We start from the raw sequence: 15,195 nt of genomic DNA on the forward strand, positions 1-15,195 counted from the left end.
CATCGGGTTCGGCAGCGGGCAAAGGACGCGCCGTTTCAGCAATAAAGCCTGCGGCGCGTCAAAGGCATCGCTATCCGCGCCGCAGGCCTTAAAACCCATCGCGCTTTGCCGCCAACCAAGCGCCACCCCCTTAATGGGATTGCAAAGGGCCCCCGCCCTTTGCCCGCCGGAGGCATTTTAAACCCGCGCGCAAATCAATGCACAAACCGCGCCACCACATCGCGATAGGACCGCGACACCTTCACATCGGCCCCGGATTCGAGAACGAGGAAGCATTCGCCATTGGTGTGGGGCTTAACCTGCCGCACCAGATTGAGGTTCACGATCCACGAGCGATGCACCCGCTGGAACACGCGCGGGTCGAGGCGGCGTTCAAGGTCCTTCATCGTTTCGCGCAGGATCATCGAATTGTCGGCGGTATAGATGACCATATAGTCGCCCGCCGCCTCGATGCGCTCGATGCTGTCGACATCGACGCGGAAGATCTGGCCGCGATCCTTGATATTGAGCAGCTTTTCATAGCGGTCGCCGCCGGTGTCGACCTGTTCGTCCTCCATCGCGTCCATGGCATCGGGCGCCACTTCGGCCAGCACGTTTTTCAGCTTCTCGGCCTCTTCGGAGGCGCGCTTGTCGGCAAGGCGCTGGCGCACGCGGTCCAGCGTGTCGGCAAGGCGGTCCTCGTCCACCGGCTTCATCAGATAGTTCACCGCATTGGCCTCAAAGGCGCGCACGGCGTGTTCCTGATAGGCGGTGACGAAGACGAAGAGCGGCGGCTCGATTTCCATCACGCCCTTTACTACGGCAAAGCCGTCGAATCCGGGCATCTGGATGTCGAGGAAAACGAGGTCGGGCTTTTCGGTCTTGATCTTGCGGATCGCCTCGCGGCCATTGTTGCAGGTGTCGATGATTTCCACATCGGGGAATTTCTGGAGCCGCAGTTGCAGGCCCTGAATGGCCAGCTTTTCGTCATCGACGAGAATAGTGCGGATGGTCATGCAATCGGATCCTGCTGGTTGCCGCATTTCGCGGTTCGAGAGTCTTTGTAACGTCCTACTCTTCACACCGCCGAGGCTGAACGTGGGGTGACCGATGCGGACGCACTCGACGACTGGCGCTTTTCGAACGGTATTTCGATGGTGACGGCAAATCCGCCCTCTGGCGGTTCATACATATCAAACCTGTGGCTGGTTCCATAGGCCTGGGCCAAACGATCACGAATATTGGCAAGGCCGACCCCGGTCGATACCTGTTCGCGCCCGTCATAAGTGATGCCGCTGCTGCGCGTTTCGGCATTTTGCGCGGTCATGCCCGGCCCGGTGTCGGACACGGTGATGCGCAGATTTTGCCCCAGCAGGCCCGCCGCGATGGTGATTTCCGCGCCCGACTCCTGCGGCGAAACCGCATATTTGATCGCGTTTTCCACCAGAGGCTGGAGCAGCAGCGATGGCAGCAGGCCTTCCTTGCAGGATTCATCAATGCGGAAGGTGGTGCGCAGCCTTTCCTCAAACCGCATCCGCTCGATGTCGAGGTAGAGTTTGAGCGTTTCCACCTCCTGCGCCACGGTCACGCGCCCGGTGGGCGGGTTGATCAGCGTATAGCGCAGGAAGGAGGAAAGGCGCGTGAGCATCGCATTGGCCTGATCGGTCTGTTTGAGCAGGACCAGCGTGGAGATCGAATTGAGCGTATTGAACAGGAAATGCGGATTGAGCTGATAGCGCAGCATGGCCAGTTGCGCGCTGGTCGCCTGATTTTCCAGCCGGAGGAGCTGGTCGTTCTGCTCCTCGATCCGCAGGAAAAAGTTGATCGCGTAATAGAGCGCCGACCAGGCCCCCAGCAGCGTCGCGTCGAGATAGAACACGCCGATGAACAATTGCGCGAAACTGGCGATGCTGTCGGGCCGGTAAAGCGCGATCACCCAGCCGTCCATAAAGGCGTAGAGCGACACCGCAAACGGCAGCACCACCATCGTCACGCCCCATGTCAGCAAGGGGCGCTGGCCGATCAACTGATGATAGACCACCGCCAGCAGGAGCGAGATCGAAAAGCCCGTGATCGTGGCGATCAGCACGAGCACCAGAAAGCTGGCCGGTTGATTGTTGGCCAGACTGGACATCGCGCGCAGCAACATCGCGCCCGACCAGCCCAGCATCTGCAATCGCCAGAACGCCTTGTTCTTGTTGGCAAAGAAGGGTGAGGGGCGAAAGGGTAGCACAGCCATGACGCGAGGTTATCGCAGAAGCGGCGCGCCGGGGGAAGGGGTTACGCCCATTACCCCTTGATCGCCGAGGCCAGCGCGTCATAGCCCACCGCCCCGCCAAGGATCTTGCCGCCCGCGATCCAACTGGGCGTGCCGCCAAGGCCAAGATTGCGCGCCAGCGCCAGATTGCCCTCGATTTCGGCCTGCGTGGCCGGATCGGCCACCACTTTTTGCGCGGCGGTCATGTCCAAACCGGCGCTTTGCGCGGCCGCCGCGATGGTCTGGGCGTTCGGGCGCCCGGCGGCAAACATCGCCTTGTGAAAGGCGGCAAATTTGCCCTGACGGCCTGCGGCCAGCGCCATTTTGGCCGCGTCCACGCTTTCGGGCGTCAGGATCGGCAATTGGCGGATCACCACCTGCGCCTGCGGATCGGCGGCGACCAGCTTGGCCACGTCCTCCTCGCTGGCCCGGCAATAGCCGCAGGCGTAATCCATGAATTCGACCAGCACATGGCGCCCTTGCGCATTGCCGATCACCACGCCGGGAAAGGGCTTCAACGCCTGCGGGGCGACCTGCGCCAATTGCTTTTCCGCCTCGCCCACCTTCAGCTTTTCGACGGCCTCGCTCAGGATTTCGGGGCGTTCGAGCAGCGCCTCACGCACCGCCTTGACCTGTCCGGCATGGCCAAAGGGCAGCATCGGGGCAAGGGTTGCGCCCACCAGACCGCCCGCCAGTCCGAACAGCGAGGCAAGGGCGATGGTGCGAAACTGAGACATGGAAAATCCTTATATCGTTGCGCTTCAGGCGTCCGCCTGAAGCTTTCGGCACCGGCCCTCTCTTTCGGCCCCTCTCCCCCGGTCCTGCCACCCAACAGGACACCTTACAGGGATGACAGGGCCGGGGGAGAGGGCCGGTGCCGCTCTGCTCTATTAGCGTTTTTTCGATTTTGCGAGATAGCTCTTGGCCTCCAGCGCAATATCCTCGGCGCGGATGGCGTCCGGCGATCCGGCGGCAAGGCCGTTCTTGGCGGCCTCGGCATTGACCATCGCCCCGCCCCAATTGCCCGAAAGCGAGGCCTGTTCGGCGCTGGCCAGACGGGCGCGGGGCAGGTCGCCGCTCTTGGCATAGGTGATACCCAGCACATACCAGGCAAAGGGATTTTCCCGGTCGCGCGCCACGGCGGCCTTCAATACCTTTTGCGCCTCGTCCAGATGCGCGCGCGAATTGACCAGATCGTCCTGCGCGATCAGCGCGTGGCCAAAGGTGGTGGCGATCAAGGGCTGGTTGCCGGTCAGCGCCGTTGCCTGTCGCAAGGGGCCAAGCGCCTCGGCCGGCTTGCCCGCCTCCAGCAGGATCTGGCCCTTCAATTCAAGGAAATAGGGATCGCGCGGGGCCATCGCCAACAGCTTGTCCGCCTCGCCCGTCGCCTTATCCAGATAGCCTTCCTTGTGATAGGCATAGGCACGGGCATAAAGCGCGGGCACATTGTTCATATAGTCGGGAAAGGCCTGAAACGTGCTGGGCGGTTCGGCCAGATAGCCGTAGAGCTTGGCCTTCACCCGTTGAAAGCGTTCCTCCAGCGCCGGATCGCTGGGCGCGTTCCATGCGGGGTCTTTCTTGTACACGTCCTCCAGATAGGCGATGCGCTCATCGGTCAGCGGGTGGGTGGAATAGAAGCTCGCCTCGTCGCTATGGGTCATGCCATAGCGGTTTTCCATCACCAGCAGCTTGTGAAAAAACTCCAGCGAGCCGCGCCCGGACATGCCCGCCTTGGACAGGAAGGATGCGCCCGCCGCATCGGCGGCCTCTTCCTCGCCGCGGGTATAGGCCAGAAATTTGCCCATCGCGGCCTGTTGCCCGGCCATGAACACGCCCATCGCCGCCGCGCCGCCGCCCGCCGCGGCCGCCGCCGCGCCCAGCAACAGCGAGAGGATCGAGATATTGCCCGCCATCTTGGCCCCGCGATCATCGATCGCATGGCCGCCGACCACGTGGCCCAATTCATGCGCGATCACGCCCTGAACCTCCAGCGCGGAGGAAGCCTCATTGATCAGGCCCGAATGGATATAGACCGCCTGACCCCCGGCCACGAAGGCGTTGATCGAGGAATCATTGACCAGCACGATATCGACATTCTTGGGGTCCAGCCCCGCCGCGCGCACCAGAGGCGCGGCCATATCGCGAAACAAAGCCTCGGTTTCCGCATCGCGCAGCACCGATTGCGCCACCGCAGGCGTGGTGGCCAGCAGGCACACGGCAAGCGTGGCCACGGAGCGAAAGGCAGAGGCGAGCGCGGAACGGACTGACATGCTGGGATAAGACCTAGCATGGTTTGCCCTGAACCGCGCCTGAAGATTTATTCCGGCGTAAGCAGGCGCGTGGCCCGCGTCATCAGCGCCGGATCATCGCCCAGATCGCCCAGCAGCGCGATGGTGCCATCCTCCATCCGCCGGACCAGCACCACCGCATATTCCGGCCCCTCGGCGTTCAGCGCGGCCAGAGGGCGCGGGGTCAGGCGGTCGAGCGGATTGTCATTCTCGGCCTCGCTGGCGCTTTCATCGCGGCGCAACCGGCGCTCCTGCGCCACCACGCCTTTCAGGCCCCCGCTGGCCTGCGCCAGATGGTCGGCCATTGCGCCCTGTGGCAGGCCAAGGCGAAGCCCATGCGAGAGCGCGGTGGCATATTCGGTCAGCCGCGTCTTGTCGTAATCGGCGCCGAACACCAGCTTGACGATGGGCACCAGCGGCGCGCGCGGCTGGCCGACAAGGCCCTCCTGCGCCATCAGTTCGTGCAGCTCGCCCGGCTTGTCACGCGCGATCAGCGCGAAGTCATAGGCCCGGCCGATGGCGGCATACAGCGCCTGACGCGGGCGGTCCTGAGTGTTGGCGGCGGCATAGGCCAGATCGCGCGCCTCACTCAGCCAATCGGCCAGATCGCGCGCGGGGGCGGGGTTTATTCCGCCTTGCGGCCCGTCGGCCCATGCGGCCCATTGCGCCACGGTTTGCTCGGCGGTGGGGCGGGGGGGGCTCGCCTCGCCGCCGTCATGAAACGAGGCGCCCAATTCGCGGGCCAATTGTTCATTCAGCGAGGCGTCGGCCGCCTCCTTCCAGTTGACCACGCCCAAAACATAGCGGATCGGCCCGCCCAATTCCTCGGCAAAGGGCAGCAGCATGCCGCGATAGGCAATCATGGCCCCGCGGGCATTGAGGAATTCCTCCTCGAAACCGATCGGGGCCTGATTGGCGATGATCTGCATATATTGCCCGGTCAGGCGCGCCAGCATCGAATCGGCGGGCACCTGATCCAGCCGGGTGATGTCGCGCGCCACGCCGCATTCCTGCGCCAGCATCTCGCCCACAAAGCGGATGCGCGGATCGGCGGTGCTGTGGGCAAAATCGATCAGCACGGCCTGCGGGGCAATATCCTCGATCTGGTCAAGCTTGAGATCGGCAATCAGCGGCATGGTCTTGGCGCCCAGCAATTGGGTCCAATGGTCATAGGCGCGGATCTGCAGCCGTCGCTCGCCCTCGGCCACGACCACGGGGGGCAGATCGAGGAAATCATCCTCGTCCTCATCGGTGACCGGATTGATTCCGGCGTTGCGTTCGAAAAAGCTGCCCGCGCCGTCCATAATGTCGCTCCCGCCGATCCTTGCGAATGTTTAACGGGGGCCATAATCGCGCAACAGGGTAAAGCATTGGTTAAGTTGCGCCATTCGGTCAGAGCATTAAGAGGGTGAAAATGTCCCTAATCCCTTGTCGGTGCCGCAAATCCTGTCCCAAAACCGGAAATAGAGGCCGAAATTGGCGCGATAGATGTCGTGGTGGCGCTGGTGATGGGTGGCGGTGATGATCCATTGCCCGAGTCGCCCATGAACGATCCAGCGCGGAAATATCTCCCAGCCCATGTGGTTGGTCACGCCCATCACCGTCATGATGGTTAATACTATCGCCAAAGCGCCCACGTGTATGGGCACAAGAAACACCAGCAGCGGGATGACAAAGGCCTGGGTCAACGCCTCGGTGGGGTGAAAGGCCATGGCGGCCCATGCGGTGGGCGGGCGGCTGGCATGGTGGACCGCGTGAAACACGCGAAACACGCGCGGGGCATGCATCCAGCGGTGGCTCCAATAGAACCACGTGTCGTGGATCGCCAGATAGATCAGGATCGAAAGCGGCCAATACCACAGGGGCATGGCATGGATGTCTTCATAAATCCGCGTCCAGCCATGCGCGCGCCATCCCCATGCGACAATGCCCGCCGGAATGCCGAATATCACGCATGACAGCAGCGACCAGCCGATCTCGGCGCGGATCTGGCGGGAGAGGGGGGCGTAAAGGCCGGGCTGGCGCAGGCGCGTGGCCCAGGCAAAGCCGCCGCTGGACAGCAGATAGCGCAGCGAGACGATGAGCGTCATCGCCAGCGCCGAAATCAGGGCGGAGAGCAGGGTTGGGTCGGACATGGTCGGGCCTTATGCCGGGTTTGTCCGTCGGGGGAAATGGGGCGCAAGGGGCAATGCCCGCCCGCGCCCCCTATCGGATCGGTTAAAGAGGGAGTTTAGCTCAGCGCAATATCGGGCGCATCTTCCTGCTTCATGCCCACGACATTGTAACCGGCGTCCACATGGTGGATCTCGCCCGTCACGCCGCCGGCCAGATCGGAAAGCAGATAGAGGCCCGCGCCGCCCACATCCTCAATCGTGACATTGCGGCGCAGCGGCGAGTTCAACTCGTTCCATTTCAGGATATAGCGGAAATCGCCGATCCCGCTGGCGGCCAGCGTCTTGATCGGCCCGGCCGAAATGGCGTTGACGCGGATGCCCGCCGGGCCGCAGTCATTGGCCAGATACTTGACGCTGGTTTCCAGCGCCGCCTTGGCCACGCCCATCACATTGTAATGGGGCACGACCTTTTCCGCGCCGTAATAGGAGAGCGTCAGGATCGAGCCGCCATTGGGCATCATTTCCTGCGCGCGCTTGGTCACGGCGACCAGGCTGTAGGCCGAGATGTTCATCGTCATCAGGAAATTGTCGAGCGTGGTGTCGTAATAACGGCCGCGCAACTGGGTCTTGTCCGAATAACCGATGGCATGGACGACAAAGTCGATGGTTTCCCAACGTGCTTTCAGCGCGTCAAACGCCGCGTCCAGCGCGTCCATGTCCGACACGTCGCAATCGATCAGGAAATCGCTGCCAAGGCTCTCGGCCAGCGGCCCGACGCGCTTTTTCAGCGCCTCGCCCTGATAAGAAAAGGCCAGCTCCGCGCCATGCTCGTGCAACTTCTGGGCGATGCCCCAAGCCAGCGACTTATCATTTGCCAGCCCCATGATCAGGCCACGCTTGCCCTGCATCAGTCCGGTCATTCGTAATCTTCCCTCATGTTGTCGGACGCGCGCTTATCCGCCTGCCCTAACCAGTCGCGTTCTTCCGGCGTGATCGCCAGAGCCGCATTCAATTCCGCGCCTGTAACCAACCCAAGCCCGACAAGCCAGAAAAAGAACAAGGCAATCATCGATCCGGCAAGGCCGCCATAGGTCTGGTCATAGGTAAAGAGCCAGCGCAACAGCCAGGGCAGCACCAGCGAAACCGCCCCCCACCACAGCGTGACCAGCAAGGCGCCGGGCCATTTGGGATAGGCCGAGCGGCGATAGAATTCGGGCGTCAGAATAAAAAACAGCAGATAGAGCGAGCCAAACAGCACCACCATCGGCACCAGCCGCGACAGGCTGAGATTGAAGGCCATGGCCGAATCGCGAATCGTGGCCACCGGGATCATCTGCAGACTCGTGCTGATCGCCACCTGAAGATAAAGCGAGACCAGCAGCAGGATCACCGCCACCATCACCAGCCCCGATCCGGCCAGACGCCGCCGCCAGAAGGTCCGCTTGTTCGATGTCGTGCCATAGGCGCGGCGCAGGATATCGCGCACCGTCTCGATCAGGCTGGAGACCGTCCACAGCCCGGCCACCATGCCCACCCAGAGCAGCATGCCATGGCGCATTTCCACCACATCGCGCGCCACCGGTTCCAGCACCGAGGCCACCACGCGCGGCATCACCCGCAGCATCGAATGGATCAGATAGGACCGCTCGCTCGCCTCGCCCACCAGCGAGAAGAGGCCGCCCGCCACGATGAAAAAGGGAAAGATCGCCAAAATGGCCATATAGGCCAGATTGCCCGCATGGATGAACCCATCGCGCCAAACGCCCGTCACCACGCGCTGGATCACGGTAAAGGCGCGATAGCCCAGATGCGTGCGCAGCCGATTGCCCATGCCCCCGCGCATGCGGGCCACGCGCCGCCGCCGCGCCTCGGGCGTCAGATCACGCAGATGCACGTTGATGACAAACCCGCCGGTGCCAAGGGGAGGGAGCCTCCCCCTGCCGCCGGATTTGCCGAAACGAGGCACGTCCTTATCCGAATTTCGCGCGCAGATCGCGCGCATCCCGCCAGCCTTCCAGCCTTTGCGCCAGATCCGCATCGCCCTCGGGGAGCGCGATCTCCAGCGTCACGAACTGGTCGCCGCGCGTGCCGTCCTTGCGGGTAAAGCCGCGGCCCTTGATACGCAAAGTCTTGCCGCTCGAACTGCCCGGCGCCACGGTCAGCATGACGGCGCCATCGACGGTGGGCACCTTGACCTTGCCGCCAAACACCGCCTCGTCCAGAGCCACGGGGATATCGACGCGGATATCATCGCCATCGCGGCGGAAATAGGGGTGGGGCTGGATGGCGATGGTGATCATCGCATCGCCCGCGCCGCCGGGGCCCGGCTCGCCCTTGCCCGCCAGACGGATCTGCATCCCGTCCTCGACGCCCTTGGGCAATTTGACATCGACCGTCTTGCCGTCGGCGAGCGTGATGCGCTGATTGGCGCAGAGCGCGGCATCGGGCAGCGACACGGCAAGGCGATAGGCGCGGTTGGCGCCGCGCGGCGGAGGCGCCTGACGGCCAAAACCGCCGCCGCCGCCAAATCCGCCGCTGCGCCCGCCAAAGATGCCTTCGAAAATATCGCCGAAATCCATGCCTTCCGGCCCGGCCCCGCCGCCGCCAAAGCCGCGCTGGCCATTGCCGAAACCACCGGCGCCAAAGCCGCCGCCACCAAAGCCTGCGCCGCCGAATCCGGCCGGATTGCCCTCGCCGTCAATCTCGCCCCGGTCGAACTGGGCGCGCTTGTCCTTGTCGGTCAACAGGTCATAGGCGCGCGTCACCTCGCTGAAACGCTCGGCGGCCTTGGGGTTGTCCTTGTTGTGGTCGGGGTGCAATTCCTTGGCCAGCTTGCGATAGGCGGACTTGATGTCCTTCTCGCTTGCGCCGCGCGATACACCCAGAATTGCATAAGGATCTTGTGCCATGCCCGCCTAGCTAGGATGGCAAGGCCCGCCCTGCAAGGTATCAGATCAAATGGATGATGCCCTTTTCGCCGCTTTCGTGATCGGGCAAACTGGCCTAACGGCGCAGACAGGCGCAATTCTAGACGGAAACAACGGATATGAGTTCGGAATCAGACGCGATTGTCGGCGGCGATCCCTTCGCCCTGTTCGACGCATGGTTTGCCGAGGCGAAGAAATCCGAGCCCAACGACCCCGAAGCGGTGGCGGTGGCCACGGCCACGCCCGATGCCTTCCCCTCGGTGCGCATGGTGCTGATGAAGGATCACGGGCCCCAATTGCTGGGTCCGCGCGGAGGCTTTGTGTTTTACACCAACAGCCACAGCCGCAAGGGCGGCGAATTGCTGGCCAATCCCAAGGCCGCCATGCTGTTTCACTGGAAAAGCCTGCGCCGCCAGATCCGTATTGAAGGCGCGATCCATCAGGTGCCCGACGAGATGGCCGACGCCTATTTCGCCAGCCGCAGCCGCGATTCGCAATTGGGCGCCCATGCCAGCAACCAGTCCGCGCCACTGGCCTCGCGCGCGGCGTTTGTCGCCGATATTGCCCGCGTGACGGCGCGCCATCTGATCGGGCCGGTGCCGCGCCCGCCGCACTGGACGGGCTTCTGCCTTGTGCCCGAGGCGATGGAATTCTGGATGGACCGCGCCTTTCGCCTGCACGAACGCCGCCGCTTTGTCCGCACAGGTGAGGGCTGGACCAGCAGCCTGCTTTACCCGTAAAAGGCGCAACCATGGCCCAACACGATCATTCGGCGCTGAACCGCAGCGCAGCCTATGCCAGCATCTCGATGGCCCTGCTGCTGGTGGGTCTGAAGGGTTGGGCGGCGTGGACGACCGGCTCGACTGCGATGCTGGGCAGCCTTGCCGATACGCTGCTCGATCTGGTGGCGTCGCTGGCCACGCTGGCGGGGGTCTGGGTGGCGGGGATGCCCGCCGACAACAACCACCGCTTTGGCCATGGCAAGGCCGAGGCGCTCTCCGCCATGTTTCAGGTGCTGCTGATCGGGGCCTCGGCGATCGCGCTGGCGATCCATTCGGTTCAGCAGCTGATGTCGGGCGAGCGCACCGGATCGGCGGGCGATGGCATCCTGGTTTCGGTCATTGCGATTGCGGGCACGCTGGCGCTGCTGGCGTGGCAGCAATATGTGATCCGCCGCACGCGCTCGGTGGCGATTTCCACCGACCATCTGCACTATAAATCCGACCTGCTGCTCAACGTGGCGGTCATTGTTGCGCTGCTGCTCGACCAATATGCGGGCCTGACCAAGGCCGACCCGCTGTTTGGTCTGGGCATCGCGCTCTGGCTGGGCTGGGGCGCATGGCATGCCAGCGAGGAGGCCATCGAGCAATTGATGGACCGCGAATGGCCCGAGGACAAAAAAGCCCGCTTCGTCGAAGTCCTCGGCCGCCACCCCGAGCTGCGCGGCGTCCACGACCTGCGCACCCGCACCAGCGGCAACCGCGATTTCGTCCAGTTCCACGTCTGGGTGGACGGTAATATGACCGTGACCCATGCACACAAGGTCATGGACGAGATCGAGGCCAAATTGCACGCCGAATTTCCCGATGTCGAAATCCTCATCCATCCCGATCCGGAGGGACATGTCGATGAGCATGGCGTGGCGGCGGAGGATATCTTGCAGACGGGGGACGTTTAGGGCGGGCGTTATTCGAGGTTTGAAAAATGCCTCCGGCGGGCAAAGGGCGGGGGCCCTTTGCAATCCCAATACTGTCGTCGTTGCGCCACAGCGGCGGCGAAGCGCAAGGTGGAGAGGATTGGGAATAGAGAGCCTGCGGCGCCGGTCAGCGCTACCCCGTCGCGCCGCAGGCTATATAACCCTCACAGCTAAACACACCGCTGCGATCCCGGCGCCACCCATTAACGGGATTGCAAAGGGCCCCCGCCCTTTGCCCGCCGGAGGCATATAACGCCCGCCGGAGGCATCTTTAACCTCTGCGCTGATCAATCCTGATTATACAATTGCACAATATCGGCCAGTTTGCGCACCAGCGCGGGGCGCATGGCGTGGTCGGTCTTGCCCAGCCGGACCACGGTCAGTTCCTGATCGGGCGAGACGATGACATATTGGCCAAGGTGCCCGATGGCGGCAAAGATGTTGGCCTTGCCGCGTCCGGGGAAGAGTTCTTCCTGGCCGCTGGGCTGGGGACGGTTCAGCCAGATCTGCGCGCCATAGCCGGGGTTGTGGGGCGCGGGGCTGCGCATAAAGCCCACCCAGTCGGAGGGGACGATGCGCGCGCCGTTGACCATGCCGTTATCGCGCAGGAATTCGCCGAAATGCGCCCAGTCGCGCGCGGTGGCGTGGATCATGCTGCCCCCGATCATGGTGCCTGCGGCGTCGAATTCGGGGGTGGCGCTGGGCATGTCGGCGGGGGTGAACAGGCGGCTGCGCAGATAATCGCCGACCGCTTGGCGCCGGGCGGCGGGATCGCGGCTGTCGGTCAGCGCGCGCGCGGCGATATCGGCGAGGATCACGCTGGTGGCGGTGGAATATTCCCACCGGCTGCCGGGCTCTGCCACCAGCGGCTGGGCCTCGGCATAGGCGGCCATATCGTCGCGCCCGTCGAGCGCCAGCATGCGCACGGTGTCGGCATCGCCTGCTGGCGTGGTCGATTCGACATGGTGCAGGCCCGAGCGCATCTGCAGCAATTGCCGCAAGGTGATTTCGCCGCGCGGGTCGCCGGGGCGCTGCCACGAAGGGACCGGCGCCGATTCGTCGAGCGTGAGCCGTCCGTCCGAAATCAGCAGGCCGATCAGCACCCCGGTGATCGTCTTGGACATCGACCAGCCGATCAGTTTCGTGTTCGGCCCATAGCCTGGGGCATAGCGTTCGGCCACGATTCGCCCGCGATGCATAATTACCAGCGCGCGGGTTTCGCCCAGCATGGGGTCGGTGAACAATTCATCCACCGCGCGGGCCAAGGCTTCACGCGGGGCGCCGGGGCGCGGGCCGATGGCGGCCATGGCTGCGGGAGAGAGGGGCGATTCGGCCTTTTCCCCGCCGCCGCAGCCCGCCAGCAACGCGAGCGAAAGCGCGGCCATCAGGGTTGGCAAGCGGCGCTTGGGCGCGATAAGGGGGGGGCGGCGCGTGACCATCACGATGCCTCCATGCGCAAGGTCGTTCCCGATGGCAAGTTTCAAGCTGAGTTGGTTGCGTGAAGGGCGGGGCGAAAGCGCCGCTTCCGGTCGCGGTTTCCGGCTGCGGATTGTGCTTGTGTTGCTGGGGCTTGGGGCGTTCGTGGCGCTGGGGCTGGGCCTGTGGAAAGGGCCGCGGCTGGCCAAGGATGCGTTGACCGGGGCGGCTTTTGGCGCGCGCATCGCCTGTTCGTGCCGCTTTGTCGAAGGGCGCCCGCTGGACCAGTGCAGGAGCGACTTCGAGCCGGGCATGGGCATGGTCATGCTCTCGGCCGACGAGAGCGCCAAAAGCGTGACCGCGCGCGTGCCCCTGATCGCGGCCCAGACCGCAACCTTGCGCCCGGGCGAAGGCTGCGTTCTGGAGAAATGGGAGCGCTAGAGCGTTTTCGAACCAGATGGAATCATCTGGTGACTTGGAAAACGCGGTCAAACAAAGATCTAGAGCGACCGGTCCGATGCAATCGGAACGGATTTCGCTCTAGGCCGCGAAGGTTTCCTCGATCCAGCCGCCGCCGATTACCCGGTCGCCCGCATAGATCACCGCCGCCTGACCCGGCGCCACGCCATATTCGGGGCTGGCAAAGCGGATCGTGGTGTCGGCCCCGTCGCCCAGCGGCCCGTCCAGCACCACCGGCACCGGCTTGGCCAGCGAGCGCACCTTGGCGGTGAGTTCAACGCCCTCGGGCAACGGCCCGATCCGGTTGGTCTCGACAATCCGCGCCGCCGAGACCGCCAGCATCGCGCGCGGCCCCACCAGTACCCGCGCGCCCGGTGCATCGATCCCCACCACATAAACCGGTTCGGGCAGACCGCCGATTTCCAGCCCGCGCCGCTGGCCCACGGTATAGTGGATGACGCCGCGATGCTGGCCCAGCACCGCGCCGGTCTGGGCATGGACGATATCGCCGGGCCGTTCGCCTTCGGGGCGGATCTTGCGCACCACGCTGGCATAATCGCCCTCGGGCACGAAACAGATGTCCTGCGAATCGGGCTTGGCCGCGACCTTGAGGCCGAAATGGTCGGCCAGTTCGCGCACCAGCGGCTTGGGCAGACCGCCCAGCGGGAAGCGCAGGAAGTCGAGCTGCGCCTCGGTGGTGGCGTATAGGAAATAGGACTGATCGCGCGCGGGGTCGAGCGCGCGGTGCAGTTCCGGCCCCGCCGCCCCCATCATCCGGCGCACATAATGCCCCGTTGCCAGGCAATCGGCCCCCAGATCGCGCGCCATGGTCAAAAGGTCGGTGAACTTTGGCCCCATGTTGCAGCGGATGCAGGGGATCGGCGTGCGCCCGTTAAGGTAATCTTCGGCGAAGCGATCAACCACGCTTTCGCGAAATGCGGATTCGTGGTCGTAAACATAATGCGCGATGCCCAGCCGGTCGGCCACCTCGCGCGCGTCGCGAATGTCATCGCCCGCACAGCACGCGCCCTTGCGTTTCACCGCCTCGCCATGATCGTAAAGCTGGAGCGTGATGCCAATCACCTCGGCGCCGCTGTGCGCGGCAAGAGCGGCGACAACGGAGGAGTCTACGCCCCCGGACATCGCCACAACGATTCGACGCATTTTTGCATTTTGTCCAAGATCGAACAGATCAAGGAGCGCAGGGGGTGTTAACAGAGCGGGGGAATCATGAGCCATAACCGGCCCCATACACCCAGCAGGCCCCAGCGCCAAATCGGCAGATTTGCGCCGCCCGATCCCATAGGGACAGAGCCGGAGGGCGCCGTTCATCGGGATTAAACATGGTCAACAAGTTGTAAATAGCGCCTTTACCGGCTCTTGACCATGTTGGGCCTATAACGTGATCAATGGAACTTCGATTTGATCATGAAGACTGGCTGGCCCAGTCCTTTTCATCGGGCGCGAATGCCGCGCGCCGGGCGATGGACTGGCATGGGCTGGCCACAAGGCTGGCGGCCGCGCACGCCTTTCAGCGCGGCTGCGGCGAGGCGCCGCCCATGCCCGCCGGGGGCAGTTTCGATCCGCATGTGGCGCGCTTTCTCAATGATTATGCACCGGTTTGGGACAGCATCCGTGCTTCCTGCAAAGAGACTTTCCATGATGTTAACCCTGTTTTTAGAGGGGTTCGAAAAACGATGTCTGGCATTGAATTCGGCGTTGCCGGTCCCCGTCATCCCGGCGATCGAGGAATGAAATGATCGAGAACCAGAAAATCCGTCCCGCCATGGTCATTGGCCCGCTCGGCGAACCGCTTACGCTGGATTCGCTGCCGCCGCCCAACACCACGCGATGGGTCGTGCGCCGCAAGGCCGAGGTGGTCGCAGCCGTCAACGGCGGCCTGCTGACCATTGATGAGGTCTGCGAGCGTTACAGCCTCACGCTTGAAGAATTCGCCTCGTGGCAACGCGCGGTGGATCGTTCGGGCATGCAGGGCCTGCGCGTGACGCGGATTCAGCATTATCGCGATCTGTATGAGCGCCAATTGAAATACTGATAG

16 protein-coding genes are annotated in these 15,195 nt (G+C 63.7%); 5 read left to right on the forward strand and 11 right to left on the reverse strand.

The genetic code is table 11. From position 1 onward, the window contains the following. Nucleotides 1-194 precede the first annotated feature (194 nt). The 9 genes from PQ467_RS01835 to PQ467_RS01875 form a co-directional block, all read right to left on the reverse strand. Nucleotides 195-995, reverse strand: coding sequence for a LytR/AlgR family response regulator transcription factor (locus PQ467_RS01835; RefSeq protein ID WP_274174867.1), 801 nt, complete (start codon nucleotides 993-995; stop codon nucleotides 195-197). Nucleotides 996-1,057: 62 nt separating this feature from the next. Beyond that, the gene (locus PQ467_RS01840) at nucleotides 1,058-2,218 is read right to left on the reverse strand and encodes a sensor histidine kinase (protein WP_274174868.1); all 1,161 of its coding nucleotides are present in this window, start codon (nucleotides 2,216-2,218) and stop codon (nucleotides 1,058-1,060) included. Nucleotides 2,219-2,268: 50 nt separating this feature from the next. Next, a complete protein-coding gene (locus PQ467_RS01845) occupies nucleotides 2,269-2,973 on the reverse strand; it encodes a DsbA family protein (RefSeq protein ID WP_274174869.1) in 705 nt (234 codons plus the stop codon). Nucleotides 2,974-3,126: 153 nt separating this feature from the next. Further along, nucleotides 3,127-4,506 carry a M48 family metalloprotease gene (locus tag PQ467_RS01850; protein ID WP_274174870.1) on the reverse strand — a complete coding sequence of 460 codons (1,380 nt, stop codon included), beginning with the start codon at nucleotides 4,504-4,506 and terminating at the stop codon, nucleotides 3,127-3,129. Nucleotides 4,507-4,553: 47 nt separating this feature from the next. Then, a complete protein-coding gene (locus PQ467_RS01855; RefSeq protein ID WP_274174871.1) occupies nucleotides 4,554-5,828 on the reverse strand; it encodes a hypothetical protein in 1,275 nt (424 codons plus the stop codon). 96 nt (nucleotides 5,829-5,924) lie between these two features. After that, on the reverse strand, nucleotides 5,925-6,659 hold the full coding sequence (locus tag PQ467_RS01860; RefSeq protein WP_274174872.1) for a sterol desaturase family protein: 735 nt from the start codon (nucleotides 6,657-6,659) through the stop codon (nucleotides 5,925-5,927). Between the two features lie 95 nt (nucleotides 6,660-6,754). Continuing rightward, the gene (gene fabI, locus PQ467_RS01865; RefSeq protein ID WP_274174873.1) at nucleotides 6,755-7,558 is read right to left on the reverse strand and encodes an enoyl-ACP reductase FabI; all 804 of its coding nucleotides are present in this window, start codon (nucleotides 7,556-7,558) and stop codon (nucleotides 6,755-6,757) included. After that, nucleotides 7,555-8,640 carry a YihY/virulence factor BrkB family protein gene (locus tag PQ467_RS01870; protein ID WP_274174874.1) on the reverse strand — a complete coding sequence of 362 codons (1,086 nt, stop codon included), beginning with the start codon at nucleotides 8,638-8,640 and terminating at the stop codon, nucleotides 7,555-7,557. Before PQ467_RS01870 ends, fabI begins: the two co-directional genes overlap by 4 nt. Continuing rightward, complete coding sequence (locus tag PQ467_RS01875) at nucleotides 8,609-9,547, reverse strand: DnaJ C-terminal domain-containing protein (RefSeq protein WP_274174875.1); 939 nt, start codon at nucleotides 9,545-9,547, stop codon at nucleotides 8,609-8,611. Before PQ467_RS01875 ends, PQ467_RS01870 begins: the two co-directional genes overlap by 32 nt. 137 nt (nucleotides 9,548-9,684) lie before the next feature. Between PQ467_RS01875 and pdxH the strand changes: the two genes are divergently transcribed. Both pdxH and PQ467_RS01885 read left to right on the forward strand, forming a co-directional pair. Beyond that, complete coding sequence (gene pdxH, locus PQ467_RS01880) at nucleotides 9,685-10,305, forward strand: pyridoxamine 5'-phosphate oxidase (RefSeq protein WP_274174876.1); 621 nt, start codon at nucleotides 9,685-9,687, stop codon at nucleotides 10,303-10,305. Nucleotides 10,306-10,316: 11 nt separating this feature from the next. Beyond that, complete coding sequence (locus PQ467_RS01885) at nucleotides 10,317-11,243, forward strand: cation diffusion facilitator family transporter (protein WP_274174877.1); 927 nt, start codon at nucleotides 10,317-10,319, stop codon at nucleotides 11,241-11,243. A gap of 305 nt (nucleotides 11,244-11,548) precedes the next feature. Here the strand turns inward: PQ467_RS01885 and PQ467_RS01890 are convergent, their stop codons facing one another. Continuing rightward, the gene (locus PQ467_RS01890) at nucleotides 11,549-12,700 is read right to left on the reverse strand and encodes a serine hydrolase domain-containing protein (protein WP_274174878.1); all 1,152 of its coding nucleotides are present in this window, start codon (nucleotides 12,698-12,700) and stop codon (nucleotides 11,549-11,551) included. A gap of 31 nt (nucleotides 12,701-12,731) precedes the next feature. Here PQ467_RS01890 and PQ467_RS01895 point away from each other — a divergent pair, with 31 nt between their 5' ends. Next, nucleotides 12,732-13,118 carry a hypothetical protein gene (locus PQ467_RS01895; RefSeq protein ID WP_274174879.1) on the forward strand — a complete coding sequence of 129 codons (387 nt, stop codon included), beginning with the start codon at nucleotides 12,732-12,734 and terminating at the stop codon, nucleotides 13,116-13,118. A gap of 99 nt (nucleotides 13,119-13,217) precedes the next feature. Here PQ467_RS01895 and mnmA read toward each other — a convergent pair whose 3' ends face one another. After that, nucleotides 13,218-14,300 (reverse strand): tRNA 2-thiouridine(34) synthase MnmA, encoded by a 1,083-nt coding sequence (gene mnmA, locus PQ467_RS01900; RefSeq protein WP_274174880.1) that lies wholly within the window; start codon nucleotides 14,298-14,300, stop codon nucleotides 13,218-13,220. A 245-nt stretch (nucleotides 14,301-14,545) separates the two neighbouring features. Here mnmA and PQ467_RS01905 point away from each other — a divergent pair, with 245 nt between their 5' ends. After that, a complete protein-coding gene (locus PQ467_RS01905; protein ID WP_274174881.1) occupies nucleotides 14,546-14,896 on the forward strand; it encodes a hypothetical protein in 351 nt (116 codons plus the stop codon). Next, nucleotides 14,893-15,192 (forward strand): CtrA inhibitor SciP, encoded by a 300-nt coding sequence (gene sciP / locus PQ467_RS01910; RefSeq protein WP_274174882.1) that lies wholly within the window; start codon nucleotides 14,893-14,895, stop codon nucleotides 15,190-15,192. The genes PQ467_RS01905 and sciP overlap by 4 nt, the downstream gene beginning before the upstream one ends. Nucleotides 15,193-15,195 lie beyond the last annotated feature (3 nt).

The organism is Novosphingobium sp. KACC 22771, assembly GCF_028736195.1.
GTDB lineage: Bacteria > Pseudomonadota > Alphaproteobacteria > Sphingomonadales > Sphingomonadaceae > Novosphingobium.

What these genes read in the sequence shown, in the direction of transcription:
- PQ467_RS01855 (WP_274174871.1), bottom strand. Translation starts at nt 5,828, where the DNA reads ATGGACGGCGCGGGCAGCTTTTTCGAACGCAACGCCGGAATCAATCCG.
- PQ467_RS01905 (WP_274174881.1), top strand. Translation starts at nt 14,546, where the DNA reads ATGGAACTTCGATTTGATCATGAAGACTGGCTGGCCCAGTCCTTTTCA.
- PQ467_RS01885 (WP_274174877.1), top strand. Translation starts at nt 10,317, where the DNA reads ATGGCCCAACACGATCATTCGGCGCTGAACCGCAGCGCAGCCTATGCC.
- PQ467_RS01870 (WP_274174874.1), bottom strand. Translation starts at nt 8,640, where the DNA reads ATGCGCGCGATCTGCGCGCGAAATTCGGATAAGGACGTGCCTCGTTTC.
- PQ467_RS01890 (WP_274174878.1), bottom strand. Translation starts at nt 12,700, where the DNA reads ATGGTCACGCGCCGCCCCCCCCTTATCGCGCCCAAGCGCCGCTTGCCA.
- pdxH (WP_274174876.1), top strand. Translation starts at nt 9,685, where the DNA reads ATGAGTTCGGAATCAGACGCGATTGTCGGCGGCGATCCCTTCGCCCTG.
- PQ467_RS01860 (WP_274174872.1), bottom strand. Translation starts at nt 6,659, where the DNA reads ATGTCCGACCCAACCCTGCTCTCCGCCCTGATTTCGGCGCTGGCGATG.
- fabI (WP_274174873.1), bottom strand. Translation starts at nt 7,558, where the DNA reads ATGACCGGACTGATGCAGGGCAAGCGTGGCCTGATCATGGGGCTGGCA.
- mnmA (WP_274174880.1), bottom strand. Translation starts at nt 14,300, where the DNA reads ATGCGTCGAATCGTTGTGGCGATGTCCGGGGGCGTAGACTCCTCCGTT.
- PQ467_RS01845 (WP_274174869.1), bottom strand. Translation starts at nt 2,973, where the DNA reads ATGTCTCAGTTTCGCACCATCGCCCTTGCCTCGCTGTTCGGACTGGCG.
- PQ467_RS01835 (WP_274174867.1), bottom strand. Translation starts at nt 995, where the DNA reads ATGACCATCCGCACTATTCTCGTCGATGACGAAAAGCTGGCCATTCAG.
- PQ467_RS01850 (WP_274174870.1), bottom strand. Translation starts at nt 4,506, where the DNA reads ATGTCAGTCCGTTCCGCGCTCGCCTCTGCCTTTCGCTCCGTGGCCACG.
- sciP (WP_274174882.1), top strand. Translation starts at nt 14,893, where the DNA reads ATGATCGAGAACCAGAAAATCCGTCCCGCCATGGTCATTGGCCCGCTC.
- PQ467_RS01895 (WP_274174879.1), top strand. Translation starts at nt 12,732, where the DNA reads ATGGCAAGTTTCAAGCTGAGTTGGTTGCGTGAAGGGCGGGGCGAAAGC.
- PQ467_RS01875 (WP_274174875.1), bottom strand. Translation starts at nt 9,547, where the DNA reads ATGGCACAAGATCCTTATGCAATTCTGGGTGTATCGCGCGGCGCAAGC.
- PQ467_RS01840 (WP_274174868.1), bottom strand. Translation starts at nt 2,218, where the DNA reads ATGGCTGTGCTACCCTTTCGCCCCTCACCCTTCTTTGCCAACAAGAAC.